This is a genomic window from Bradyrhizobium niftali (assembly GCF_004571025.1).
Classification (GTDB): Bacteria; Pseudomonadota; Alphaproteobacteria; order Rhizobiales; family Xanthobacteraceae; genus Bradyrhizobium; species Bradyrhizobium niftali.
The window spans coordinates 245,967-268,873 of record NZ_SPQT01000004.1 but is presented as its reverse complement, the minus strand read 5'-3'; the positions used below and the strand labels follow the sequence as shown (position 1 = coordinate 268,873).

The 22,907-nt window shown below is 65.7% G+C and carries 26 protein-coding genes and 2 tRNA genes; 12 read left to right on the top strand and 16 right to left on the bottom strand.

All coding sequences use genetic code 11. The features are described from left to right. Positions 1-288: 288 nt before the first annotated feature. On the top strand, positions 289-1,002 hold the full coding sequence (locus tag E4K65_RS12065) for a substrate-binding periplasmic protein (protein WP_167770740.1): 714 nt from the start codon (positions 289-291) through the stop codon (positions 1,000-1,002). Positions 1,003-1,011: 9 nt separating this feature from the next. Here the strand turns inward: E4K65_RS12065 and E4K65_RS12060 are convergent, their stop codons facing one another. Beyond that, positions 1,012-1,215, bottom strand: a complete 204-nt coding sequence (locus E4K65_RS12060; protein ID WP_135174334.1) for a hypothetical protein — start codon at positions 1,213-1,215, stop codon at positions 1,012-1,014. Positions 1,216-1,254: 39 nt separating this feature from the next. Beyond that, the gene (locus E4K65_RS12055; protein WP_092191358.1) at positions 1,255-1,440 is read right to left on the bottom strand and encodes a hypothetical protein; all 186 of its coding nucleotides are present in this window, start codon (positions 1,438-1,440) and stop codon (positions 1,255-1,257) included. 200 nt (positions 1,441-1,640) lie between these two features. On the opposite strand from E4K65_RS12055, the gene E4K65_RS12050 reads away from it, so the two are divergent. Then, the gene (locus E4K65_RS12050) at positions 1,641-2,021 is read left to right on the top strand and encodes a YciI family protein (protein WP_135174383.1); all 381 of its coding nucleotides are present in this window, start codon (positions 1,641-1,643) and stop codon (positions 2,019-2,021) included. Positions 2,022-2,030: 9 nt separating this feature from the next. On the opposite strand, the gene E4K65_RS12045 is transcribed toward E4K65_RS12050, so the two are convergent. Beyond that, on the bottom strand, positions 2,031-2,621 hold the full coding sequence (locus E4K65_RS12045) for a TMEM175 family protein (RefSeq protein ID WP_135174333.1): 591 nt from the start codon (positions 2,619-2,621) through the stop codon (positions 2,031-2,033). Positions 2,622-2,749: 128 nt separating this feature from the next. On the opposite strand from E4K65_RS12045, the gene E4K65_RS12040 reads away from it, so the two are divergent. Together E4K65_RS12040 and E4K65_RS12035 are read left to right on the top strand one after the other, a co-directional pair. Then, positions 2,750-4,807, top strand: a complete 2,058-nt coding sequence (locus E4K65_RS12040; protein ID WP_135174332.1) for an ATP-dependent helicase — start codon at positions 2,750-2,752, stop codon at positions 4,805-4,807. A 56-nt stretch (positions 4,808-4,863) separates the two neighbouring features. Next, positions 4,864-5,844, top strand: coding sequence for an NADPH:quinone oxidoreductase family protein (locus E4K65_RS12035; protein ID WP_135174331.1), 981 nt, complete (start codon positions 4,864-4,866; stop codon positions 5,842-5,844). Positions 5,845-5,983: 139 nt separating this feature from the next. Here E4K65_RS12035 and E4K65_RS12030 read toward each other — a convergent pair whose 3' ends face one another. From E4K65_RS12030 to E4K65_RS12020, 3 genes are read right to left on the bottom strand one after another with little or no spacing between them, the layout of a single operon-like run. After that, positions 5,984-7,231 carry a metal-dependent hydrolase family protein gene (locus E4K65_RS12030; protein WP_135174330.1) on the bottom strand — a complete coding sequence of 416 codons (1,248 nt, stop codon included), beginning with the start codon at positions 7,229-7,231 and terminating at the stop codon, positions 5,984-5,986. A 13-nt stretch (positions 7,232-7,244) separates the two neighbouring features. Continuing rightward, entirely contained in the window at positions 7,245-7,748 is a 504-nt protein-coding gene (locus E4K65_RS12025) for a GAF domain-containing protein (RefSeq protein ID WP_135174329.1), read from the bottom strand. Beyond that, a complete protein-coding gene (locus E4K65_RS12020) occupies positions 7,745-9,103 on the bottom strand; it encodes an MFS transporter (protein WP_135174328.1) in 1,359 nt (452 codons plus the stop codon). The genes E4K65_RS12025 and E4K65_RS12020 overlap by 4 nt, the downstream gene beginning before the upstream one ends. A gap of 113 nt (positions 9,104-9,216) precedes the next feature. Between E4K65_RS12020 and E4K65_RS12015 the strand changes: the two genes are divergently transcribed. After that, positions 9,217-10,140, top strand: a complete 924-nt coding sequence (locus tag E4K65_RS12015; protein ID WP_135174327.1) for a LysR family transcriptional regulator — start codon at positions 9,217-9,219, stop codon at positions 10,138-10,140. A 129-nt stretch (positions 10,141-10,269) separates the two neighbouring features. After that, a complete protein-coding gene (locus E4K65_RS12010; RefSeq protein WP_135174326.1) occupies positions 10,270-11,301 on the top strand; it encodes an LLM class flavin-dependent oxidoreductase in 1,032 nt (343 codons plus the stop codon). 132 nt (positions 11,302-11,433) lie between these two features. Here E4K65_RS12010 and E4K65_RS12005 read toward each other — a convergent pair. Continuing rightward, positions 11,434-11,519 (bottom strand) — tRNA-Tyr (locus tag E4K65_RS12005). Between the two features lie 207 nt (positions 11,520-11,726). On the opposite strand from E4K65_RS12005, the gene rlmB reads away from it, so the two are divergent. Then, complete coding sequence (gene rlmB, locus E4K65_RS12000; protein ID WP_167770739.1) at positions 11,727-12,557, top strand: 23S rRNA (guanosine(2251)-2'-O)-methyltransferase RlmB; 831 nt, start codon at positions 11,727-11,729, stop codon at positions 12,555-12,557. 124 nt (positions 12,558-12,681) lie between these two features. Here rlmB and E4K65_RS11995 read toward each other — a convergent pair whose 3' ends face one another. Together E4K65_RS11995 and E4K65_RS11990 are read right to left on the bottom strand one after the other, a co-directional pair. Then, positions 12,682-13,197 carry a hypothetical protein gene (locus E4K65_RS11995; RefSeq protein WP_135174324.1) on the bottom strand — a complete coding sequence of 172 codons (516 nt, stop codon included), beginning with the start codon at positions 13,195-13,197 and terminating at the stop codon, positions 12,682-12,684. Between the two features lie 44 nt (positions 13,198-13,241). After that, positions 13,242-13,727, bottom strand: coding sequence for a hypothetical protein (locus E4K65_RS11990; protein WP_027549088.1), 486 nt, complete (start codon positions 13,725-13,727; stop codon positions 13,242-13,244). A gap of 279 nt (positions 13,728-14,006) precedes the next feature. On the opposite strand from E4K65_RS11990, the gene E4K65_RS11985 reads away from it, so the two are divergent. Both E4K65_RS11985 and E4K65_RS11980 read left to right on the top strand, forming a co-directional pair. Continuing rightward, positions 14,007-14,471 carry a hypothetical protein gene (locus E4K65_RS11985; RefSeq protein ID WP_135174323.1) on the top strand — a complete coding sequence of 155 codons (465 nt, stop codon included), beginning with the start codon at positions 14,007-14,009 and terminating at the stop codon, positions 14,469-14,471. Between the two features lie 170 nt (positions 14,472-14,641). Next, positions 14,642-14,716 (top strand) — tRNA-Thr (locus E4K65_RS11980). Positions 14,717-14,735: 19 nt separating this feature from the next. Here the strand turns inward: E4K65_RS11980 and E4K65_RS11975 are convergent. The 4 genes from E4K65_RS11975 to E4K65_RS11960 all read right to left on the bottom strand — a co-directional run bounded on the left by E4K65_RS11975 (position 14,736) and on the right by E4K65_RS11960 (position 19,929). Then, positions 14,736-15,149, bottom strand: coding sequence for a GFA family protein (locus E4K65_RS11975; protein WP_135174322.1), 414 nt, complete (start codon positions 15,147-15,149; stop codon positions 14,736-14,738). Positions 15,150-15,312: 163 nt separating this feature from the next. After that, positions 15,313-17,151, bottom strand: a complete 1,839-nt coding sequence (locus E4K65_RS11970) for an outer membrane protein assembly factor BamB family protein (protein WP_135174321.1) — start codon at positions 17,149-17,151, stop codon at positions 15,313-15,315. Positions 17,152-17,252: 101 nt separating this feature from the next. After that, the gene (locus E4K65_RS11965) at positions 17,253-17,966 is read right to left on the bottom strand and encodes a class I SAM-dependent methyltransferase (RefSeq protein WP_135174320.1); all 714 of its coding nucleotides are present in this window, start codon (positions 17,964-17,966) and stop codon (positions 17,253-17,255) included. Positions 17,967-18,231: 265 nt separating this feature from the next. Next, positions 18,232-19,929, bottom strand: coding sequence for a methyl-accepting chemotaxis protein (locus E4K65_RS11960; RefSeq protein ID WP_135174319.1), 1,698 nt, complete (start codon positions 19,927-19,929; stop codon positions 18,232-18,234). Between the two features lie 249 nt (positions 19,930-20,178). Here E4K65_RS11960 and E4K65_RS11955 point away from each other — a divergent pair, with 249 nt between their 5' ends. Then, positions 20,179-20,370, top strand: a complete 192-nt coding sequence (locus E4K65_RS11955) for a hypothetical protein (protein ID WP_135174318.1) — start codon at positions 20,179-20,181, stop codon at positions 20,368-20,370. A 3-nt stretch (positions 20,371-20,373) separates the two neighbouring features. Here E4K65_RS11955 and E4K65_RS11950 read toward each other — a convergent pair whose 3' ends face one another. Beyond that, the gene (locus tag E4K65_RS11950; RefSeq protein ID WP_135174317.1) at positions 20,374-20,553 is read right to left on the bottom strand and encodes a hypothetical protein; all 180 of its coding nucleotides are present in this window, start codon (positions 20,551-20,553) and stop codon (positions 20,374-20,376) included. Between the two features lie 103 nt (positions 20,554-20,656). On the opposite strand from E4K65_RS11950, the gene E4K65_RS11945 reads away from it, so the two are divergent. Further along, positions 20,657-21,046 (top strand): hypothetical protein, encoded by a 390-nt coding sequence (locus E4K65_RS11945; protein WP_135174316.1) that lies wholly within the window; start codon positions 20,657-20,659, stop codon positions 21,044-21,046. A 307-nt stretch (positions 21,047-21,353) separates the two neighbouring features. Next, positions 21,354-21,608, top strand: a complete 255-nt coding sequence (locus tag E4K65_RS11940) for a hypothetical protein (RefSeq protein WP_135174315.1) — start codon at positions 21,354-21,356, stop codon at positions 21,606-21,608. A 26-nt stretch (positions 21,609-21,634) separates the two neighbouring features. Here the strand turns inward: E4K65_RS11940 and E4K65_RS49755 are convergent, their stop codons facing one another. Both E4K65_RS49755 and E4K65_RS11930 read right to left on the bottom strand, forming a co-directional pair. Further along, a complete protein-coding gene (locus tag E4K65_RS49755; RefSeq protein WP_092191392.1) occupies positions 21,635-21,877 on the bottom strand; it encodes a DUF6719 family protein in 243 nt (80 codons plus the stop codon). Between the two features lie 254 nt (positions 21,878-22,131). Beyond that, on the bottom strand, positions 22,132-22,839 hold the full coding sequence (locus E4K65_RS11930) for an outer membrane protein (protein WP_167770738.1): 708 nt from the start codon (positions 22,837-22,839) through the stop codon (positions 22,132-22,134). Positions 22,840-22,907 lie beyond the last annotated feature (68 nt).

Sequence of the window (22,907 nt, the reverse complement as noted above, 5' to 3'; positions counted from 1 at the left end):
GGCCGCGAGCAATTCGTTCGTTGAGACTTTTCCTTCACGCGACCTGCGTGGTGATCCTGTCGGCCCGTGGGCGGCTTGAGGTCGGCGGGGTCATATGTTGCGCCCAGCAACAGGATTCTCGCGCAAACTATCACCTCGGGTGCTAGAATGACATCGGTTAAAGTCCGGAGTTGCCTGCATGGCGGGCGAACGATGGTCGTTGCAGACGGCGCGCAGGCGCGCCACTCCCGGTAGATCGCGCGAGCCTCCGAATCCAGTGGTAGCAATGCACGACCAAGGAGACGCGTGATGTGGCGGATAGCCATCGCCTGCCTGTCGTTGCTCGCAGCCGGCCCAACGCAGGCGCAGGAGCTGATCCGGCTGGCGCGCATCGCCGACATCCCCGATCAATATGTCGGCGGCGAGATGCTGCGGGCCGTCTACGCCAAGCTCAACATCAGGCTCGAATTCGAGGACGTCCCCGGCAAGCGGGCCCTCGCGCTGTCGAGCGCAGGCGAGGTCGACGGCGAGATCCAGCGGATCGGGACGCTCGCGCGCGACTACCCCACGCTGATCCAGGTCACGCCGGCGATCAACTACATCGAGCCCGCGGTGTTCACGACGAAACTGCGCTTCGACGTCGCCGGCTGGAATTCCATCAGGGACTACAGCATCGGCATCGTCCGCGGCGTCGGCTCCTCGGAGGCCGGCACCCGCGACATGGCCCGCGTCACGGCGACCACCAGCCTCGAGAACATGATCAAGATGCTCGACGCCGACCGTTTCGACGTGATGGTCACCGACCTCTTCAGCGGACTCGTCGCGGTGAGGAAGCTCAATCTGCAGGCCAGGATCTACCCGCTCTCGCCGCCGCTCGAGCGCATCCACATCTACCACTACCTGCACGAACGTCATCGCGATCTGGTGCCGAAGGTCGGCAAGGTGATCGCGCAGATGGAGGCGAGCGGCGAACTGGCGGCGCTGCGGGAGGCCCTCGTCAAGCGGGTCCTCAACGCGCCGTGACGGGGTCGCTCAGGTCGTGCGAAGCCGTTCGCGTAACGCCACAGCGGCGATCAGCACGCCGACGCACCAGGCCAAGACCGCCCGGTGGGGCTTCTCGCCGAGCAGCATTGTGAAGATGCTCGTGAGCAGGCACGGCGCGATCGCCTTGCTGCTCCGGCTCGCCAGCGAGAGCAGGAACGGCAGCGCGGCGATCGATATTTGCAGGACACCCATCAGCGAAGACCGGTCTCGCCCAAAGCTTCAGAAAGGGTTTCAGAAGCCGCAGACATTGAGCGCGCGCGGGCGTTTGCCGCGGCGGCTCTCGACGATGCGTTCGCCGCCGTTCTCGGCCGAGCTGCCGTAATAGCGGTGATGTCCGCTCTGGTCGTGCAAATCGGCAGGCTCCGATTGTGCCGCCCGCCGAGCGTCGCAGATGATCTTGATGGTGTGACCCGACATTGCCGCCTCCGATGACCTTTCGTGATCTTGTGGCCATCAGTCGCCTCGGCTTTGGGCAGCGTTCACCCCGCAAGGCGGCAATCGGGTTTCAGGACGGTTTCGTCGAGCCTGCACGACGCAATATTTTGTGCTTGGGGATTGTCGGGGCGGGCCGCGGTGATAAGTCCTTTGGACGCACGCAGCAAAAAAGCGAGGTGACGATGCTCTACGCCATCCTGGCCTATCACGTGGAAGACGAGATTTTGTCCTGGACACCCGAGGAGGACGCGGCAGTCGTGGCCAAGGTCATCGAGGCTCAGGCGCCCTTGAGGGCAAGCGGACATTTCGGGCCGGCCGCCCGTCTGGACGAGACCCGAAAGGCCCGCACCTTGCGTGGCCCCGGCGCGGGCGTGGTGCTGGACGGCCCGTTTGCCGAGACCAAGGAGCAGCTTCTGGGCTTCCACCTCGTGGAATACGACACGGACGATGAGGCCATCGCGGCGGCGCGGAGGCTGCGTCAGGTCAATCCGACTGCGGTCTACGAAATCCGCCCGGTCAAGCTTTACGTGCCGTCCGACGGGTTCGGCGCGACACCAGGGTAAGCCGCGGCCTTACGCGCCCGGCTCGGTTCGCGCGACGTAGAAGCGCTGGATCAGCAGCCCGCCGAAGGCGATGAAGCACACGAAGGGCGCGACGTGCGGCGCATATGCCGCCACGATCGTGCCCGGGATGAACACGAGCAGCGGAAACAGCGAGGCCATAATCTCGTGGCGCCAGCCGCCCAGGATCGTCCACCACAGCCAGGCATTGAGGCCGGCGATCGCGGTCAAATGCAGGCCGTAGAGCACGGCGACCGCGTTGCTCATGCCGTAATTGGTGTAGAGGCCGTTGGTGACCGGCAGCAGCACGATCGAGAGCAGGAAGAACAGGTTGAGGATCACCGCGCCGCGACTGCCCACCGGCTGGCGCGCCAGCCGGCGGTGATGGCTGATCCAGAACACACCCGCGATGATGAAGCTGAGCGCGAAGCCGGCGAGCTTGCCGGAATAGACATGGGCGAGATCGCTCCAGCCGGGGGCGCTGGTGAACACTGCGGCCTTGGGCAGATCGTAGGCCAGAAGCGTCATGGCGACGCCGAAAATGGTGTTGCTGAGCGACTCCAGCCGCCGCATCTCGAACTGGTCAGGCTTGAGCTCGGTCATGCCGGGCGCGCTTTTCTCGGGCTGGAACCTTGGGCCGTCTTTTCCCTAGGTGTTAAATCCGGTTCCGTCCAGCCGCATTGCGATTCGCGAGGAGATCGCCGAATCTCACGGTTTCACCGGGGCGATTCGTGGCAGCATATCTGGACACGCTCAATGCGGAGCAGCGCCGCGCCGTCGAGCATGGCGTGGCCGACGGCTCGACCGTGGGCGCCCCCCTGCTCGTCATCGCCGGTGCCGGCTCCGGCAAGACCAACACGCTGGCCCATCGCGTCGCTCATCTGATCGTTGCGGGGGCCGATCCGCGCCGTATCCTGTTGATGACATTCTCTCGCCGCGCGGCGGCCGAGATGGCCGGCCGGGTCGAGCGCATCGCCCGAAAGGTGCTCGGGGAGAACAACGCCGCGATCATGCGCGATGCGCTGACCTGGGCCGGCACCTTCCACGGCATCGGCGCGCGGCTGCTGCGCGAATATGCCGAGCGGATCGGCGTCGACCCTGCCTTCACCATCCACGACCGCGAGGATTCCGCCGACCTGATGAATCTGGTCCGGCACGAGCGCGGCCTGTCCAAGACCGAGAGCCGCTTTCCCGCCAAGGGCACGTGCCTGTCGATCTACTCCCGCTGCGTCAACGCCGAGATGGAGATCGAGAAGGTGCTAGGGGCGCACTATCCCTGGTGCGCGGGCTGGGCGGCCGAGCTGAAGGGCCTGTTCGCGGCCTATGTCGAGGCCAAGCAGGCCCAGCACGTGCTCGACTACGACGACCTGCTGCTCTACTGGTCGCAGATGTTGAGCGATGCGCTGATCGCCGAAGAGATCGGCGGACGCTTCGATCACGTGCTGGTCGACGAATACCAGGACACCAACCGCCTGCAATCCTCGATCCTCTTGGCGCTGAAGCCCGACGGACGCGGCCTCACCGTCGTCGGCGACGACGCGCAGTCGATCTATTCGTTCCGCGCCGCTACCGTGCGCAACATCCTGGACTTTCCGCAAAGCTTCTCGCCGCGCGCCGAGATGATCACGCTCGACCGCAATTACCGCTCGACGCAAGCCGTGCTGGCGGCGGCCAACGGCGTGATCGGCCTCGCGCGCGAACGCTTCACCAAGAACCTCTGGACTGAGCGCACCTCCGCGCAAAAGCCGCAGCTCGTCACCGTGCACGACGAGGCCGACCAGGCCCGCTACATCGTCGAACAGGTGCTGGCCAACCGTGAGCAAGGCGCGCTTCTGAAGCACCAGGCGGTGCTGTTCCGGACGACCTCGCATTCGGGTCCGCTGGAGATCGAGCTGACCCGCCGCAACATCCCGTTCGTGAAATTCGGCGGCCTGAAATTCCTCGACGCCGCCCACGTCAAGGACGTGCTGGCGCTGCTGCGCTTTGCCGAAAACCCGCGCGACCGCGTTGCGGGCTTCCGCATCCTGCATCTGTTGCCCGGCATCGGCCCCGCAACCGCGCAGCGCGTGCTGGACCAGATGGCGGAGAGCACCGATCCGCTTGCTGCACTCGGCCAGTTACCGGTGCCGCCGCGCACCGGCGCGGACTGGACCGATTTCGTCCGCACGGTCGCGAACCTGCGCTATTCGGAATGGCCGGCGGATCTCGAGCGCGTGCGGCTCTGGTACGAGCCGCATCTCGACCGCATCCACGAGGAATCCGAGACGCGCCGCGCCGATCTGATGCAGCTCGAGCAGATCGCGAGCGGCTATGCTTCGCGCGAGAAGTTCTTGACCGAGCTGACGCTCGATCCGCCGGATGCGACCAGCGACAAGTCCGGGCCTCCCTTGCGCGACGAGGACTATCTGATCCTCTCCACCATCCACTCCGCCAAGGGCCAGGAATGGAAGTCGGTGTTCGTGCTCAATGTCGTCGACGGCTGCATGCCCTCCGACCTCGGCGCCGGCACCAGCGCCGAGCTCGAGGAGGAACGCCGCCTGCTCTATGTCGCGATGACGCGCGCCAAGGACGATCTCCACCTCGTCGTGCCGCAGCGCTTCTTCACCCACGGCCAGGCCGCCAAGGGCGACCGCCACGTCTACGCCTCGCGTACCCGCTTCATCCCGGAGCAGCTGGTCTATCTGTTCGAGCGCACGGCCTGGCCGAAGGCGGCCGCAGGCGCGGCGCGCACCGCGGCGCAAGGGCCGAAGATCGACATCGGGGCAAAGATGCGCGGGATGTGGCGGTAGACGCAAGAGGCCGGTCCAGGGACCTGTTAGAATAACCGGAACCACAGGGATCCGACATGAAAGCCGTCGTTGTCGAACAATACGCGCCCATCGACCAAATCGAGCTGAAGGACATTCCTTATCCGCTCATGGAGCCCGGACAATTGCGCATTCGGGTAGAGGCTGCGGGAATCGGATTTGTCGATGGCTTGAAGATTCAGGGCCTCTATCAGACCAAGGATCCCCTTCCCTTCATTCCCGGGACAGAGTTTGCAGGCGTGGTGGAGGAAGCTCCGGGCAGGCCGGGAGGTTATCAACCCGGCATGCGCGTGATGGGGATGACGCGCTCGGGCGCGCTTGCCGAAGAGATCGTCGTCACCCCCGAAGCGCTTTATCCCCTACCGGATGGCGTCGCGGCCGAGGTCGCCGCCTCGTTTCGTGCCAATTATCTGACCGCGCTCTATGCGCTCAGTGCACGCGCCTCGCTCTGCGCAGGCGAACAGCTTCTGGTGCTGGGCGCAGCCGGCGGCACGGGAATCGCGGCTGTCCAGATTGGCAGGCTGCTCGGCGCCCGTGTGATCGCAGCGGCATCGACACCAGACAAGCGCGAGTTCGCGCGACAGCACGGCGCCGACGCTGTGATTGACTACACGCAGACCAGCTGGCGCGACACGCTGAAGGAATTGACCGGAGGACACGGCGCCGACGTGATCTTCGACCCTGTCGGCGGCGAAGTCTCGGTGCAGGCCTTTCGCTCCATCGCCTGGCGCGGCCGTCATCTCGTGGTCGGTTTTGCCGCCGGCGCGATCCCTGCATTGCCGTTCAACCTGCCACTGCTGAAGGGTGGCGCCCTGCTCGGCGTCGACCTCGCCCAGCTTCCAATCCGCGAGCCCGAGGTGCAGAAGCGCCTGATGTCGGAGCTGACGGCCTGGCTGGCCGAGGGCAATCTGAAGCCTGTGGTCGGTCGCGTCTTCGCGCTGGATGATTTCCGGGAAGCGTTCAGGACCATGCAGACGCGCGGGGCGCTCGGCAAGATGGTCGTGCGTATCTCGAAATAGGACGCACAAACGGAAACCGGCCACCTCCGAAATGCAGCGGTGTGAGCCGACGATCGTCCGTCAATTCCGCGCAAGGGCGGCCTGCACCGCAGGGGCCGACGATCGACATCGGCTCGCGTATGCGGGGATGTGGCGGTGATTACGCGTTCAGCCGGTCGAACTGGACCTTGCCGGCCTTCAGCACCAGCGGAATGTGCTCGCCCTGGCCGAGCAGGCAGGCGACATCGCGCAGCGGGTTGCCGTCGACCACCAGCAGGTCCGCGAGAGCCTCGGGAGCAATCCGGCCGAGCTTGCCCTCCATGCCGAGCACCTCGGCGCCGACCACCGTGGCGCTGGCGATAACCGCGCGCGGGCCGAGAATCTCGGCGCGGATGCGGAATTCGTCGCTCTGGAGACGCTGGGACGGCCCGAGCAAATCGCTGCCAAACCCCATCTTCACGCCGGCGTCGCGATAGATCGCGAGCGAACGGAGACCGGCGTCGCGGACATCGGCGATCTTGGCGACGCTCTCCGGCGGCAGGCCATATTGGGCGCCCTCGTTGGCCAGCGCTTCGTAGGTGACCAGCGTCGGCACCACATAGGCCCCCTTCTCGGCCATCAGGCGCGCGGTCGGCTCATCCACGAGATTGCCATGCTCGATGGTGCGCACGCCGCAGCGAACCGCGCGCGCGATGGCGGCGGCGGTGTAGGCGTGGGCGAGCACATAGGTCTGGCGCCCGCGCGCCTCCTCGACGATGGCGCGGACCTCATCCTCGGAGTAGCCGAAGGCGCCGACCGGATCGGTCGGCGAGGCAACGCCGCCGGACGCCATGATCTTGATCTGGTCGGCGCCCATCTGGAGCTCCTCGCGCGCCGCCCGGCGCACGCCGTCGACGCCGTCGGCAACGCGCGCCAGCGCGCCGACCCGCACGCAGCACGGACATGGTGCATCGCTCGCCAGATAATCCGAGCGCGCCCGCATGTCGCCGTGGCCGCCGGTCTGGCTCAGCGCCCGGCCCGAAACGAACAGCCGCGGGCCGTCAGTGAGACCGGTCTCGATCGCCTGCTTCAGCGCATGGCCGGCGCCGCCGGCATCGCGGACGGTGGTGAAGCCACGCCGCAGCATGCCGCGCAAGAGCAGCGTCGAGCGCAACGTCACCAGCACGTTCGGCATGTGCACCTGCTGCGCCAGATTGAGCTCGACCGCCACCGCATGCACATGCAGGTCGATCAGGCCGGGCATCAGCGTCTTGCCCTTCAGATCGATGGTGCGGTCGGCCGTGACCTGGATCGGCCGGTCCGAGACCTCCTTGATCAAATTGTCTTCGACCAGCACGTGATGTCCCTCCAGCAGGTCCGGCTGGAGCGGATCGAGCAGAGCGGCGTTCTTGAAGAGGATGCTGGGCATCGCGGCGTCCCTGTCAGAAGTGGGCCGGCGCGAGCAGTGCCGGCAATGTGAGCTGGGCAAAGGGAAGGCACGCGGCGACGTCGTCCTCGTCGTACCAGCCTGCCTCATGAAGCAGATTGAGCGAGCCGAGCGTACGCCCGCGCCAGCGCACGGGCATGTTGAGCACGCTCGCGCAGCCGAGCGAGGCGATCAGCTCGTGGTCGGAGAACACCTCGCGCAGATCGTCCTGCGTGCGGCCGATATAGGCCTCGCCGCGGTCGAGAACGGCCTCGGTCCAAGGGCCCGGTGCCAGGCGCTTGCGTCCGCCGGTCGGATACGGGCCGGGGAGATTGGAATAGACCCGCGCCGCTTCACCGCTGTCGCCGTCATAGGTCAGGATCGTGAACAGCTTGTGCCCGATCGCCGACTTCATGGCTTCGTCCAGCGCCGCGAACAGCGCATCCGGCTGATCCGCCCTGCCCTGCGCCGCCGCGACGGCACAGAGCAGCGGATCGGCCTGGCGTTTGGTCCGCGTCATGCAACTTCACCCGCCGCAATCTCCTCCAGCGAACGGCCGCGGGTCGGCACGCCCATCAGCACGACGGTCACCGCCCCGAGCAGCAGCACGGTGGTGGTGATGCCGAACACGCCGGCGAAGCCGAAATTCGGATAGAGATAGCCGACCAGGATCGGCGAGACGATCGCGCCGATGCGGCCGATCGCGGAGGCAAGCCCGGCCCCGGTGGTCCTGACCGGCGTCGGGAACACCTCAGCCGTATAGGCATAGACGCCCGCATAGGTGCCGTTCATGAAGAAAGACAGGAAGATTCCCGCCGCCATGATCTGCTGGTCGCTCTGCGCGAAGGCGAGCCCGAGCGCGCTGGCGCCGCCGAGCACCATGTAGGTCGCAATCGTCGCCTGCCGGCCGATACGCTCGTTGAAATACGCGGCGCTGAAATAGCCGGGAATTTGCGCGCAATAGATCGCGATCGAATAGGCGAAGCTCTTGGTGATGCTCATGCCGTTCTGGACCAGCAGGCCGGGGATCCAGACGAAGAAGGAATAATAGCTGAACGTGATCGCCAGCCACATGATCCAGGTCATGATGGTGATGCGCGCCTGCCGGCCTGCGAGGAGCGCGGCGAAATTGGCAAGCAGCGTTCCGGTTGCTCCCTGCGGCGCGACGGCTTCGACGACGGGTTGCGGCAGGACATGGCCCCGGCGCGCAAACTCTGTCTCGATCCTGTCCAGCACGGCTTCGGCTTCCTTCTCCCTGCCCCGGCTTTCGAGCCAGCGCGGCGATTCCGGCAGCGACTTACGCCACCACAACAGCATGACGACCGGCACCGCCGTGATGACCAGCACCATGCGCCAGCCGTTCTCATAGGCGGGCACGATGAAGTAGCCGAGCAGCGCCGCGGCAACGAAGCCGAAGGAGAAGAAGCCGGCCAGCGCGCCGGTGAAACTGCCGCGGTAGCGCCGCGCGACGAACTCCGCGAGATAGGGCGCGATGATCGCGCTCTCGGCGCCCGTGCCCATGCCGGCGACGACGCGTGCGGCGAAGAAGGACGGCCATGCATCGACCATCGCGCTCACGATGGACGCCGCGCAATAGAGCGCAAGCGCGGACATCATCACGGCGCGGCGGCCGATCAGGTCGCCCAGCGTGCCTGCCAGCAACGCGCCGAACAGGAAGCCGATATAGGTGCTGCTGCCGAGCACGCCGATCTGCACGCTCGACAGATTCCACGCCGTGCGCAGCACCGGCAGGATGAAGGCCAGCACCGCCGCGTCCATCGCGTCGAACATGTAGCCGAGCCCGCCCATCAGCAGCAGATGCTTGTGGAAGCGTGCGAACGGAAGGCGCTCGATGCGCGCCGATATCATCGACATGAAAGTCCCCTCAGTCTGGCGGCCCGGCGCTCCGCGTGTCCCTCAGGGAACCATAGACAAGGAGACATTATCGTCATAATTTATAATCATGATCTAATATATCACTGTGGTGAATGTTCGTGTCGTTCCGTGCGCTCGACCTCAACCTCCTGAAAGTCTTCGAGGCGCTGATGACCGAGGGCAGCGTCACGCGCGCCGCGAGCGCGCTGACGATGACCCAGCCCGCGGTCAGCAACGCGCTGGCGCGGCTGCGCGACGCGCTCGGCGATCCCCTGTTCGTGAGATCCGGCACCGGCATCCGTCCCACCCAGCGCGCCGTGGTGCTGTGGGAGCCGATCGGCGAAGCACTGGAAAGCGTGCGTGGTGCGCTCGACGAGCAGGTGTTCGATCCCGCTCGCGCGCAGACCGAGTTCAGCCTGTCGATGTCGGACTACGTCTCCTCGCTGGTGATGCCGAACCTGCTCGGTCATCTCGGCAAGGTCGCGCCCAAGGCACGCGTCCACACCGTGCCCAACACCGTCATCGAGATCGCCGACCAGCTCGAGGACAACAGGGTCGACTGCGTCATGAGCGTCTATGTCAACGAGGCGCAGCAGCCAGCCGCCATTCGCTCGCGCTCGCTGTGGACCGTCGACTATGCCTGCTTCATGCGGCGCGGCCATCCACTCGCGGGCATGAAGCGGCTCAGCACGCGCACTTTCCTCAACGCGGGTCACGTCGATGTGAGCCTCGCGGGCAAGACCATGCCGTCCTACGACCTCTTCCTCGCCTCGCGCGGGCTGTCGCGCAACCTGGTCGCGACCGTCAATCACTACAGCGCCGCCTACGAGGTCGTGCGCCAGTCCGACCTCATTGCCGTGCTGCCGAGCGACCTGCGTTCGCAATCAAGGCATGCGCCGTTGCTGCACGCCATGCCGCTTCCGCTCAAGGCGCCGCCGCGCATCGTCAGCCTGTTCTGGCACCAGCGCAACGACACCGTGCCGGCGCAGCGCTGGCTGCGCGAGACCCTGGTCGAGATGTTCGCCAGATCCGATTGAGCCCGGTGAAAAACCGGAAACCCAGCCTTTCCCGGAGCAGCATTGCCGATGCGGTCTCCGCACCCTAGCTGCACAGCAAACAATTTCCCACATGCGGGCCGCTCGCGCCCCCCCTCAGAGACCTGATCGATGACCTCACCGCTTCAATTCGGACTGGATACCTTTGGCGACGTCACCAAGGACGGCACAGGCAAGACGCTCGCGCACGCGCAGGTGATCCGCAACGTCGTCGACGAAGCCGTGCTGGCCGACGAGCTCGGCCTCGACTTCATCGGGCTCGGCGAGCACCACCGTGCCGACTTCGCGATCTCCTCGCCCGAGACCGTGCTCGCCGCGATCGCATCGCGCACCAGGCGCATCCATCTCGGCTCGGCCGTGACGGTGCTGAGCTCGGACGATCCGATCCGCGTCTTCCAGCGCTTTGCCACGCTCGATGCGCTCTCCAACGGGCGCGCCGAGGTGATCCTCGGCCGCGGCTCCTTCACCGAATCCTTTCCACTGTTCGGCTTCGATCTGCGTTCTTACGAAGCGCTGTTCGAGGAGAAGCTCGATCTGTTCGCCGCCCTGCTGTCGCAGAAGCCCGTGACCTGGGAAGGCAAATTGCGCCCGCCGCTGAAAGAGCAGCTCGTCTATCCGCCGGTCGAGAACGGCACGCTGAAAACCTGGATCGGCGTCGGCGGCAGTCCGCAATCGGTGGTGCGCGCGGCGCATTACGACCTGCCCTTGATGCTCGCGATCATCGGCGGCGATCCCACGCGCTTTGCGCCTTACGTCGATCTCTATCACCGTGCCTTCAGGGAGTTCGGCCGCCCGGCACAGCCGATCGGCGTGCACTCGCCCGGCTATGTCGCGGAAACGGATGCGCAGGCGCGCGAAGAGCTGTGGGGCGACTACAAGGCCATGCGCGACCGCATCGGCAAGGAACGCGGCTGGCCGCCGATGGGTCGCGACGAGTTCGTGAGCGAAGCCGAGCACGGCTCGCTCTATGTCGGCTCGCCGGAAACCGTGGCGCGCAAGATCGCAAAGACGGCAAAGGCGCTTGGCATCTCGCGTTTCCAGCTGAAATATTCGGCCGGTCCCCTGCCGCACGAGAAGCTGATGAAGAGCATCGAGCTCTACGGCCGCAAGGTGGTGCCGATGGTGCGGGAGATGATGGGGTGAGGTAGCGGCGGTCGTATCCGTTCGACAGTCCGCCTACGCCCTTCGGGCTATGGCGCGACAGCCTTCGCTAGCTTCGCGTCACGATGATTTGGGCTGGCTTGCCTAGCCGAAGCTCGCGAAGCGAGCGAAGGCTGGTGGGGGAGGCAGGACTCGAACCTGCGAAGCCATGAGGCGGCTGATTTACAGTCAGCTCCCTTTGCCACTCGGGACACTCCCCCGCTCGACGGCAGCACAATCGGGCCGGACCTTGCCGGCGGACCGAAGACGGCCATGGAACGTGAAGGCCGCGACAGCCCGGATGGGGGCGCGACCGGGCGCGTTTATGGGCGATGCGGTGGGGCAAAGTCAACCGAGGCGAACAGCTAAAATCGTCACCTTGGGCGCCCAAATTGCCATATTCCGGGACCCGTGACACAAGCGAGCCCATGAAGGATCGAAAATTCACCCCGAGGGGGCCCCGCAGCGGGGCTAAGCCCTTCAACAGGCCCGGGAAATCGGCCGGCCGGCCGGCCTGGCGCGACCGTGATTCGGCATCCGACGGTCCAGTCATCCTCTATGGCTGGCACAGCGTCACCATGGCGCTGCAAAACCCGGCGCGGCGGATCCGCAAGCTGACGCTGACCGAGAACGCCGCAAGGCGGCTCGCGGACGAAAACATCGAGACCCGCGTCACGCCCGAGATCGTCCGTCCCCAGGAGATCGACCGGCTGCTGTCGCCCGACGCTGTCCACCAGGGCCTGCTCGCCGAGGCCGACGCCCTGCCCTCGCCCGACATCGAGACCCTGGAGCAGGAAGGCATGGTGCTGGTGCTCGACCAGATCACCGATCCGCACAATGTCGGCGCCATCCTGCGCTCAGCAGCAGCGTTCGCGGTGAAGGCGATCATCACCACGGCGCGCCACAGCCCCGAGGCAACCGGCGTGCTGGCCAAGGCCGCCTCAGGCGCGCTGGAACTGGTACCGATGGTGACGGTGCAAAACCTCGCCCGCGCCCTCACCGCGCTGAACGAGCGCGGCTTCCAGACGGTTGGCCTCGACAGCGAAGGCAGCGAGGACCTCTCGGACGTCGCACTGCGCGAACCACTCGCACTGGTGCTCGGCGCCGAAGGCAAGGGCCTGCGGCAATTGACGCGCGAAACATGCAGCGTCGTGGCGCGGCTCGACATGCCCGGCGAGATCAAGAGCCTCAACGTGTCGAATGCCGCCGTGCTCTCGCTTTACGTCGGCGCAAGCCGCCTCGGGCTGATGAAGCGGTAGAGCGTTTTCAAGCGAAGTGGATACCGGTTCGCGTAAAGAAAACGCGTCAAACTAAGAATCCAAAAACAAAACGCCCATCCGCATCACGCGGACGGGCGCTTCTTCAACTCAACCAATCAAACGATCAGTAATAGCGGCGCAGCACGCGGTGGCCGCCGTAATACGGCGCGCGGTGGGCGTAGCCGTAGCGCGGACCGTAGCCGTAGTGCGTGCGCGGCAGATAGCCGTACCGCGGGCCATAGCCGTAGCGATACGGACGGTAGTACGGGCGCTGATAGGGATAGGCGGCGGCGGCACGATAGCCATAGCCGTTGCCGTAGCCATAACCACGGCCATAGCCGTAGTTGGCGGGCGCGACGACCGCGTCCTCACGATAGGTCGGGTACGGCGCGAAGGCGCCGGGGCCGGTGTAGGTCGGGCCCTGGTTGACGTAGTAATACTGCGTGGTCGGCTCGGCGAGGTGCTCAAAGCCCCATCCGCCATAACCCGGGCCATAACCCCAGCTACCGCAACCCGTGTTGCAGCCGCTATAGACCGGCGCAATCGGCTGGCACGGATTGAAGCCGCAGGCCGCGGCCGGCGCGGCCCCGACGAACATCACGGCAGCCGCCGCGACCAGTCCCGAAATCATCTGACGCATTACTCTCTCCTGTTGATTTCCGTATTTCGGATTTTTGTCGTTTCTTAACCCGGCGGCTTGCCGGGCACCTCGGCACGCGGCCGGGGCCGACGATGCTGCGGATTCACATTGATCTCAGGCGCCAGGATCACCGGCGGCGGATCGGCGGGCACATCCATCTGCGGCGGCAGCGGCGCCGATTGCGCGCCCCAGCTCTGGTGGTAGCTCTCGGCCGGCTTCGGCAATTTGCGGTTCGCCGGCGGCTCGACCTCGAGCCGGCCATAGCCGGGCCGCAGGCCCAGTGTCGGATAATAATGGCCGACGTCTTCCGGCTGCCGCTCGGCGACATAGCGTCCACCATAGATCGTCGGCTGCACCTGGACGTTCTTGCCCAGGCCCCAGACACCTTCGACGACGCTATAGGACGCGTCGATGCCATTGATGATGATCGGCACGCCGGGGCGGCCGGGCACGACGATATCGAAGCCGCCGCCGGCAAACGCCGTCGCGGGCAGTCCGATCAAAAAGGCTGCGAGCGCCAGAGCGCGCATGGTGGGATCCCGGTTGTCTGGAACACAACCTAACCGATCACGGCCCACAGAGGGTTAAGGCCCGCTCACCAAATGCCGGTAAGCCTAACGCGCAAGCGACGCGGGCCGCTCAAATGCCGCAAGCTGCGCTAGCGAAGCGTTAACGGGGATCCGCACGCACCGGAACATGTTCCGCTCGCTCACAACCGTTTGACCCATGAGCGGCACAATCAACCTGCTTCATCGGAACATCGATCGCCGCCAGCATTTAGCCCCCGTCAATCAGACGGGAGACAAATAATGACGAAAATGAAACTGCTCGGCGCCGCCGTGCTCGCGGCATCCGCACTCGCAACGCCCGCCATGGCGCAAACCGTGGTCAACAATCCAGCCCGCTGCTCGGCGCAATTCCCCAATGCCAATTGCCAGAACCTCGGCCCGGGAAATTCGTACAGCGACCGTGGCTATCGCCATCGCCGCGTGAGCTCCCGCCAGACCAATGGCGACTGGAATAACGACTGGAACGGGAGTCGCACCGGCTTCTGGCCGACCGACGTCGCGACCGGCGTTGCGGGCGCTGCCATCGGCACCGCCGGAGCGATCGCAACCGCGCCGTTCCGCGCCATGGACAACAGCTATGCCTACGACAATTCGTGGGACAATCGCGGCTGGGACACCCGCACCTACGCCCAGCGCAACGGCTTCGTCTGTACGCCCGGCACCTGGTTCAAGGGTGAGGACGGCCGCCGGCACATCTGCCAGTAAGCCAGCTTAGGCCACGCGCGACGGAACAGGCGGCCTTCGGGGCCGCCTGTTTTCATGCCTGCGATCCATGCGCGGGTTCTGGCACTTTCCACCCAAGTCTGATATTGCGACGCCCGAGCGGACGGACAACTCCGGCACATGCCGAGCCCTGCCCCGCATCTTCCAGCGTCGCCGGCTTAGCTCAGCGGTAGAGCAGCGGTTTTGTAAACCGAAGGTCGGGGGTTCAATCCCCTCAGCCGGCACCAGCACTCGACGCGGGAGCACTCAGTCCGAGTTCTTCTGCAAGCTGCTCTGCTGGAAATGCTGGGCGCCGGCGATCTCCACCCAGACATGTTTCGATTGCTCGAAAACCGATCTGACCGGGGCCGGAAAATTCGGATCCGCGATGGCGCCGATGGCGACGCCGATCATCGCAGGCAGATTGTCCGCTTTCCACCAGACCGTTGAACCGCAGTCGGGACAAAAATAACTGCGGACCTTGCCGCCGCTCGCGGCCGTGCGGACGTATTCCTTCGACGCGCCTGAGATCGTGACGGCCTCTGCCGGATAGAAGGCACCGACACCGAACGGCGCGCCTGTTCGTCGCTGGCAGTCAATGCAATGGCAGGCGGCGACGAGGCTTGATGGCCCCGGAAGCGACAGCGCAAGAGCGCCGCAATGACATCGGGCGTCGATCATCGAAATTCCTTCCTCCTTGGTCGGCCGACGGGTCCTGCAGCCGGGATGGAACGGAGCGCAATCCGGAACGGTGTTCCCGCATACTGTCGTCGCGAGAAGAGTCTGGATTGCTTCGCTACGCCCGCAATGACGAGTTGGTGGAGCAATGCACCTATGCTCGCCCTCACTCCTTCCCAACCTCGAACGCCAGCAGCACGTTGCCGGCGACGCCGCTCCACTGGCCGTAGCCGGAATTGGTGTAGAGCATGCCGCCGGCGATGACCGGCCCGGGGCCGTCGATCGCGCCGCCATGGGCGGGGACGCCGTTCACGGCCGTATAGTCTCGCGCGGTATCGAACTCCCACAGCAGCTTGCCGTCGGCTGTGGCGTAGGCGCGCAAGAAGCCGCTGACGCCGCCGGAGAACACGACACCGGGGATCAGGCTCACCGCCGCCGACAGCGCGGGGCTGCATTGGAGGCGATCGCCGCAGGCGACGGGAGACACTTCCATCGCAATCTTCCCGCTGGCGAGATCGAGGCCGAACAGGCCGCCGCCTTGGGTGGAATCGAGCCGCCGCGTGCCATCGTGCAGGAAACGCACGTCGGAGTTCGCGACGTAGATGCGGTCCTGGTCGGCGGCCGAGCCCCATTCGCTGCCGCCGAGCGCACCGCCCTTGCCGACCCGCGTCTGCCACAGGATCTTGCCGCCATCATCAGGGTCGAGCGCGTGCACGACGCCGGACTTCTGCGCGATGGCAAGAACACGCCTGCCGTCGCGCAGGGTCACGAGGATCGGCGACTGGCCGAAATCGTGATCGGGGCCGTGCTCGTCAGGACAATTGGTCCTGTCCGCACCGTAGCACGCCACGATGAAGGCGTCCTTCGGGGTCGCCTGTTGCTTCCAGAGCAGCTTTCCGGTCGCAAGCTCGAACGCGAGGATCGCATCGGCGGTTGCGGCCGGCGGATTCGAGTAGGAGTTGCTGGTCGCGACGTAGACGGCGTTGCGCTTCGGATCGATCGTCGGCGCCGACCACACCGCGGCGCCGGACGGGCCGAACAGCTGCGTGCCTCTCGTATTCTTGCTGGTCGGATGCGGCACTTCCGGGATCGTGTAGGCCTGCCACACCGGCTTGCCGGTCAGGGCCTCCAGCGCCACCACGCTGCCGCGGAAAGTGCAGCATTCGTAACTGGCTTGCGAGCCGGCGGCCTCCTCGAGCGAGGACACCGGCACGTAGAGCACGCCGGAATGCAGCGTCGGCGCGCCGGTGATGCGCGCGGTCGGATGCTCCTCGACCTTCGTCTTCCAGATCAGCGCGCCGGTCAGCGCGTTCACGGCATAGGCATTGGCGCGCAAGTCACCGAAGAAGATCGCGAACTGATCGGTACCGGGAAGCGGCGCGAAGCTGATCGCGGCGCGCACCGCGGCATCGGTCGGCAACGTCCACAGCGTGCAGCCGCTTCGCGCATCGAGAGCGTGCACCTTGCGGTCGGTACCGCCGATGAACAGCAGGCCGCCGACGATCGTCGGCGGCGCAAACGACACCGAGGCGCCGGGAAAGGCGTAAGCCCATTTCAGCCGCAGGCGCGGCACCTCTTCCGCGGTCAGCCCCGCCATGTCGGTCGGCTGGAAGCGGCTATTGCCAGCGTCGACGCCCCACCCGTTCCAGCGTGGACCGTCAAGCGGTTGCGGAAAGGCACTGACCTGCTGCGCGCAGCGCCCCTGCGCTTCGATCGCAGCGTCGCCAGCCGCAGTCTTGCCGGTGACGAAGGCAGCAATCGCGCGGCGTTCCTCGTCGCTACGCTCCTTCGCCATCGCCGCCATGCTGCCGGAGGTCAGTGTCCCCAGCACATGATCGAACGACATTCCCTGCATGGCGCTGCGGCCCGGCACACGGCTTTGGGCATTGCCGGCATCGTGACATTGCGCGCAGTGGCTCGCGTAGAGCGCAGCGCCCTCCTGCTGCGCCAGCGCCGGCGCGCAGCACCAGATCAGCATGGCGACGACCACAACGCTTTGTCTCATGGCGTGCTCCGGCACCGTCCCGCAACGCGAGACGGCTTCATGCAACCAGAAATGTAGCGCGACGGCAATCACTGAGGCAACGGACGTTCCGGCTGCGTCCGTCACATCCCCGTGGCAACGCGGACGCGATCGGGCAATTCATCCAGCCGCCAGAGCCCGAGGCTCTTGTCGCGCCAGCCACCGCCGCCCTCCTCGCAGCGCTCGTTGATCAGTTCGCGCGGCGCCGGCCAGTTGAACGGCGCCGTCTCCATGTTCAGCGCGCGCCAGTCGCCGTCCTCGCAGTCGCGATTTGCATCCCATTGGGGAAACGTCGTGACCATCAGGAAGCGCGCGCCGCTCGCACGAAAGTTCGTGACGGCGCGGAGGATGTTGTCAAAGCTCAAATGAACCAGGCAGTCGCGGCACAGGATCACGTCGGCAGCCGGCAGCGCATCGCGCGTGATGTCCGCAACGCGGAAGCGACCGGCCAGTTCACCTCGTGCCGCGCGCTCGCTATTGGCCTCGATCAGCGACGGCACGATATCGATGCCGATGTAGTCGAGATCGAGCTTCATGCGGCCGATCCAGCCCGCATCGCCGCAGGGCGCATCGAGCAGCGAGCGCGCGCCGAGCCGTTGCAGCAGTGCAGGAAGCGCGTGCCGGATCGCGGCCGTGACGGGATCCTCCGAGCCGAGGCCCGAGACCGAAGTGGCCGCGCCCCACAGGTTGGTCCGCTCGATCCGCTCGAACCGCGCGGCGAGATCGAGGCCCGCGAAATTGTCGCGGTCGGCAACGAAGCGTTCGTGGGCGAGCACGGGCGGACGATTGGGGATCATCAGAGAGCACGCGAATCGAGATTCCGGCGCAAACGCACTATACAAGGAGAGCCTGCTGTCCGAAATGGTCCGCAAGCGAACCCGCTCACCTCATCGGTCTCGTTGGAATTTTCATGCGCCCCACCACCGCACGAGAGAAGGCCAAAATGGTCGCCGGTGCAGCTACGGCCGTCATCATGACGGCCGTGCTGTTCGTCATCGTGCTTGCATTTCTGCTGCCACAATAGGCGCTATCGGCGCGGCGGACGGATGCAGCCGCGCGGACTCAGGCGGCGCGCACCATCCGGAGGAATTTTCCGACTTCGTCCTTCAGCCGGTTGCTGTCGGTCGCCAGCATCTTTGCGGTCGAGAGCACCTGCGAGGAGGCCGAGCCGGTTTCGGCCGCGCCGCGCTGCACGTCGGTGATGTTCGAGGAGACCTGCTGGGTGCCGTGAGCGGCCTGCTGCACGTTGCGCGAGATTTCCTGGGTCGCGGCGCCCTGCTCCTCGACGGCCGCGGCGATGGTCGACGACACTTCCGAGAGCCGCTCGATCGTCGCAGAGATATCGCGGATCGCGTTGACGGATTCCTGGGTCGCGGTCTGGATGCCGGAAATCTGCTGGCTGATCTCGCCGGTCGCCTTCGCGGTCTGCTCGGCCAGCGTCTTCACCTCGGAGGCGACGACCGCGAAGCCGCGGCCGGCCTCGCCGGCGCGTGCGGCTTCGATGGTGGCGTTCAGCGCCAGCAGATTGGTCTGGCCGGCAATGGTGTTGATCAGCTCGACGACATCGCCGATCCGCGTGGCGGCAACCGAAAGCTCGCTGACGCGCTCGGTCGTGGTGCGCGCCTGGTTGACGGCTTCGCCCGCCATCCGCGCCGATTCCTGCACCTGCCGGCTGATCTCGTTGACCGAGGAGGACAGCTCTTCCGTGGCGGTCGCAACCGACTGCACGTTGCCGGTGGCTTCGCCCGAAGCGGCCACGACGACCGAGGTCAGCTCCTGCGCGCGCTGCGCGGTGGTGGCCAAGGTCGAGGACGACGCCTCAAGCTCGGTGGACGCGGACCCGACCGTTTCGATGATCTCGCCGACCGCACGTTCGAAGCCGTCGGCCAGGTTGACCATGTCGCGGCGGCGCTGCTCGGCGGCCTGCTTCTCGGCTTCCGCCTGCGCCGCCTTGAGCCGCTCCACTTCGAGCCCGTTGGTCTTGAACACTTCGACGGTCCTGGCCATGTCGCCGATCTCGTCGCGGCGATCCTTCTCGGGCACCTCGGTCTTGAGATCATTGCGGGCAAGGCCTTCCATGGCGAGCTTGAGCCGGGCGATCGGCCGAGACATCGCATTGAGGCCGATGAACAGCGCGATCGCGATGCCGAGGATCAGGCCGCCGGCGCTGACGCCCATCACGGTCCAGGTCGCGGAGCGGGCGTCGCGGTTGATGGCTTCCTTGCGCTTGGCAACCGCCTGCGCGGTCTCGGTCACGAACTGGGCGATGCGGGCCAGGGCCGCGTCCATCACCGGGTCGCACTCCTTGTGCGCCCGGTCTGCGGCCTTGGCATTGTCTTCCGAGGTGCTCGCCTGCGAGCCAGCCTTCAGCACCGGATCGCAGCCGGCGAACACGGCTTTCAACTGGTCGCCGATGCTCCTGATCTGGCTCGCGCGCGTTGGGTCGTCCTGCTCCGCCGCGTCCAGATATTGGCGGATTTCGTCGCGGTTCTGGGTCGCGATCTTGAGACGGTTGGCGTTGCCGGCCTCCGTCGCCTCGGTGAAGACCGCATAGAGCGCCGCGTGATAGGTCTCGGCGCGGCGCTGGGCGCGGGTGAGGTTGAGCGCCGAGGACTGCGTGGCGGAGAGCTCGGCAAACCCGTCGACGGTCGCGGCGAGTTCGCGCGTGCCAAAGGTGGCGACGCCAACCATCGCACAGCCCATCACGGCCACGATCAGCGCGACCTTCCACACGATCTTCAAATTGTTCAAAAAGCTCATCGCAAGATCCAATGATGTCCAGTCGAGGGCGTAATCCCAGCAACGTGCATTGGAACCGGCGGACGTTAAAATTTGATGCCAAATGATACCGGTGCTCTTACCGAAAAATAACTCTTTGGAGTCCCGCCGTAGCTTGGCGTAAGCTTCGGCCGCCTTTTTCAGGATGCCTGCTCCCGTATCGGCGGCGCGGAACCAACGGCGTGCGTCGCTCGTTCTTGCCCCATGCAGATCAGGGCAGACCATCGAAACATGTTCTTGCTGGGGGCGGTGACGCTCTGCTGCGTCGTCGTCGCCGGCACGCTTGCGCTGTACGAGCCGGTCCTCGGACAGGCTCCGGAGCGGCGGGTCGCCGACAACAGGCCGGTCAATGCCGCAACCCCGGCGGCGGTCCGGGTGGTCGGGGCGCCCTTCGTGCCCAACGTCAATCCGCGCCAGAGATAGCGCTCACCTCGGGGATGTGCCCTTCGGAGATGTGCCCTCGCCCTCCCTGGGCCGTCCATGGGCACGCGCCAATTCCTCGACGAACGCGATCACCTCTGCCCGCTTGTCGGGCGACAGCGACAGGAACGCGCGAACAAGCCTCAAGCCCTCGACTTCGTCCGACTTCTCTTTTCCGGCATCCATCCGCCCACTGTCGGGCGCCCGGGAAAAATATGCAATCCCTTGCAGGATACCTTCTTGATTCGCCCCTCGAGCTTTGGTGGAATGGCCCCAACAGGGGTGGCCCATGAAGTGGATCACGGAGCGCGACGCACTGATCGCGCAGACACTGGCCTTCGTCCAATCGGTAACCGGCAAGAAGGATGACCTCCATCCGCCGGAAAGCCCGCCTGCTGCGTTCGCGGTGACCACGGAGATCGCGACCGTGCAGGCCATTGCGGCCGAAACCGACCCGCCACCGGCGGTATCTCCCCCGGCCCCCGAGGCTCGGCCCGTCCAGGTCCCGCCGCCCCGCACGGGTGGCGATTTCCGCACCGAGATGCAGGCCAGGATCGCCAATTTCCGCAAGCATCAGGAGCGGTTCGAGCGCGAGCGCGAGGAATATTGCGCGGCGACCCTGACAAAAGCCCGCGCCGCCATCCGCGACGCCGCCCCACCTCCGCCGGCCTCCAAGTAAGGCAGGCAGGCAGGCCGTCAGGGACCTACAGCCAGGACCAAACCAGCCAGAGATTGGCTGCGCAGGCACCGAGCAGCGCCACCGTCAGCGGCAGGAGCATGTGCCCGCAGGAGGTTTTCAGGTCGCTCGTCATGGCCGAAAACATCCGCTGATTCCGGCCGGAGAGTCCCAGGGATTCTTTTTTTGGGGATTCAGGACTCGTTTACGACTCAAGGACCCTGGCGCCCCGATCACGCCCCCGTGATTACGCGTCCGCCGGAACCCCGCGCCGGTGAAGTCGTTAATGCGCTTTCCGGGAGCGGGAAGAATGCCCTACGCCTTGTTCTGCAACGACGCCCAGATCAGCAAGGCCTATCCTGATGAGTCCGACGTCTGGAAATTGGCGCAGCGGAGCGGTCTCGTCGTGGATATCAGTGCCGACGACGAGCGTGCCGGGCCGCGCCGGGTGCTCGACAACGACTACGAGATCAAGCCCTGCCGGGCAGCGCAGGGCGAGGACCCCGCCACGAACAAAGCCGAGGCCGAGCGCCAGTCCAGGATTGAGCTTCAGCTGAATTCGTGAGGTCGAGCCGGAAGCAGCCGGAGGATTCAGGGCGTCGCCGTCGCCAGCGATGCCTGCTCGCCCGCCAGCGCCACGCAGGCCTTGCGGCGGTGCAGCCCGCGGATCGCGCCGGTGACCTTCAACACCTTGCCGGAGGGACAGGAGGCGTCCTTGACGAAGGCCACCTCATAGGGTGCCAGCATCAGAGGCTCGGATTTGAGGATTGTTTGAGCAGAGCATGGCACGGCGACCAAGCACGAGAGCACTGCTGCCGACACCAAGATACGCATGACCGTCGTCCCACCAGCCCTGTAATTCTCATATAACGCGTTCCGGAGCGCGAGTTCCGTAAGCGGCAAAGATTATTTTTGCTTTACGCCGGCCCCATGACACGCGTGAGAAGGCGCGCGCCGGAATGTTTGCTTGCAAATGACGCGCCAGATGGTTCACGCCAAGCAAACAACGGGCTGGCTAACGACGGGTGGGCAAACGAAAGGCCGGCGCGAGCCGGCCTTTCGTCAGATCTGGGACTGCTGCTGGCGGGTCAGTAGCGCGAGGCTGACGGACCGCCCCAGCCGAAGCGGTAGTTCACACCGACCTTGACCGTATGCTCGTCCTCCCGGCCGCGGACGCCGACGATGTCGGCCGGCCCGGAGGTGAACGTGGTACTGCCGAAATTGTAGTACTGGTACTCGGCCTTGGCCGACCAGCTCGGCGCGAACATGTATTCGAGGCCAGCGCCGACGGTGTAGCCGTCCTTGTTGTTACCGGTGGCGGTGAAGGTCTGCGGCACGCCGGCGATGTTGACGCCAAGGCCGCCATTGCGCCAGGCGTAACCACCCTTGGCATAGAGCAGCGTCGGACCCCACGTGTAGCCGATCCGGCCAGTCACCGACCCGAGTTGGTCGGTATTGGACGTCACCTGCGTTCCCAGCGGGAACGTGACACCGTTGTTGTTGGTCGGCAGCCAGGAATACTGCGCCTCGACACCCACGACCCAATTGGGCGCGAACTGGTAGTCGAAGCCGCCCTGCACGCCGCCCAGGAAGCGGGCGTCGCTCGACTGGAAGCTGCTGTCACCGGCGAACGCGCCGCCGACATGGCCGCCGATGTAGAAGCCGGTCCAATTGTAAATCACCTGCGGCGGCGTATAGGCCGGTGCCTTGGTATAGGGGCGCGGCTGCATGTCGGCCGCTGCGGCCGGCGCGGCTAGCGCAAGCAGAGCGACTGCGCCCAGCAAAATCGTTTTCATATCCATCCCCGTTCTTTCAAAATCGACCCTCAGCAAACAACGTGGCGTGAATTTGGTTGCTTCGCGGC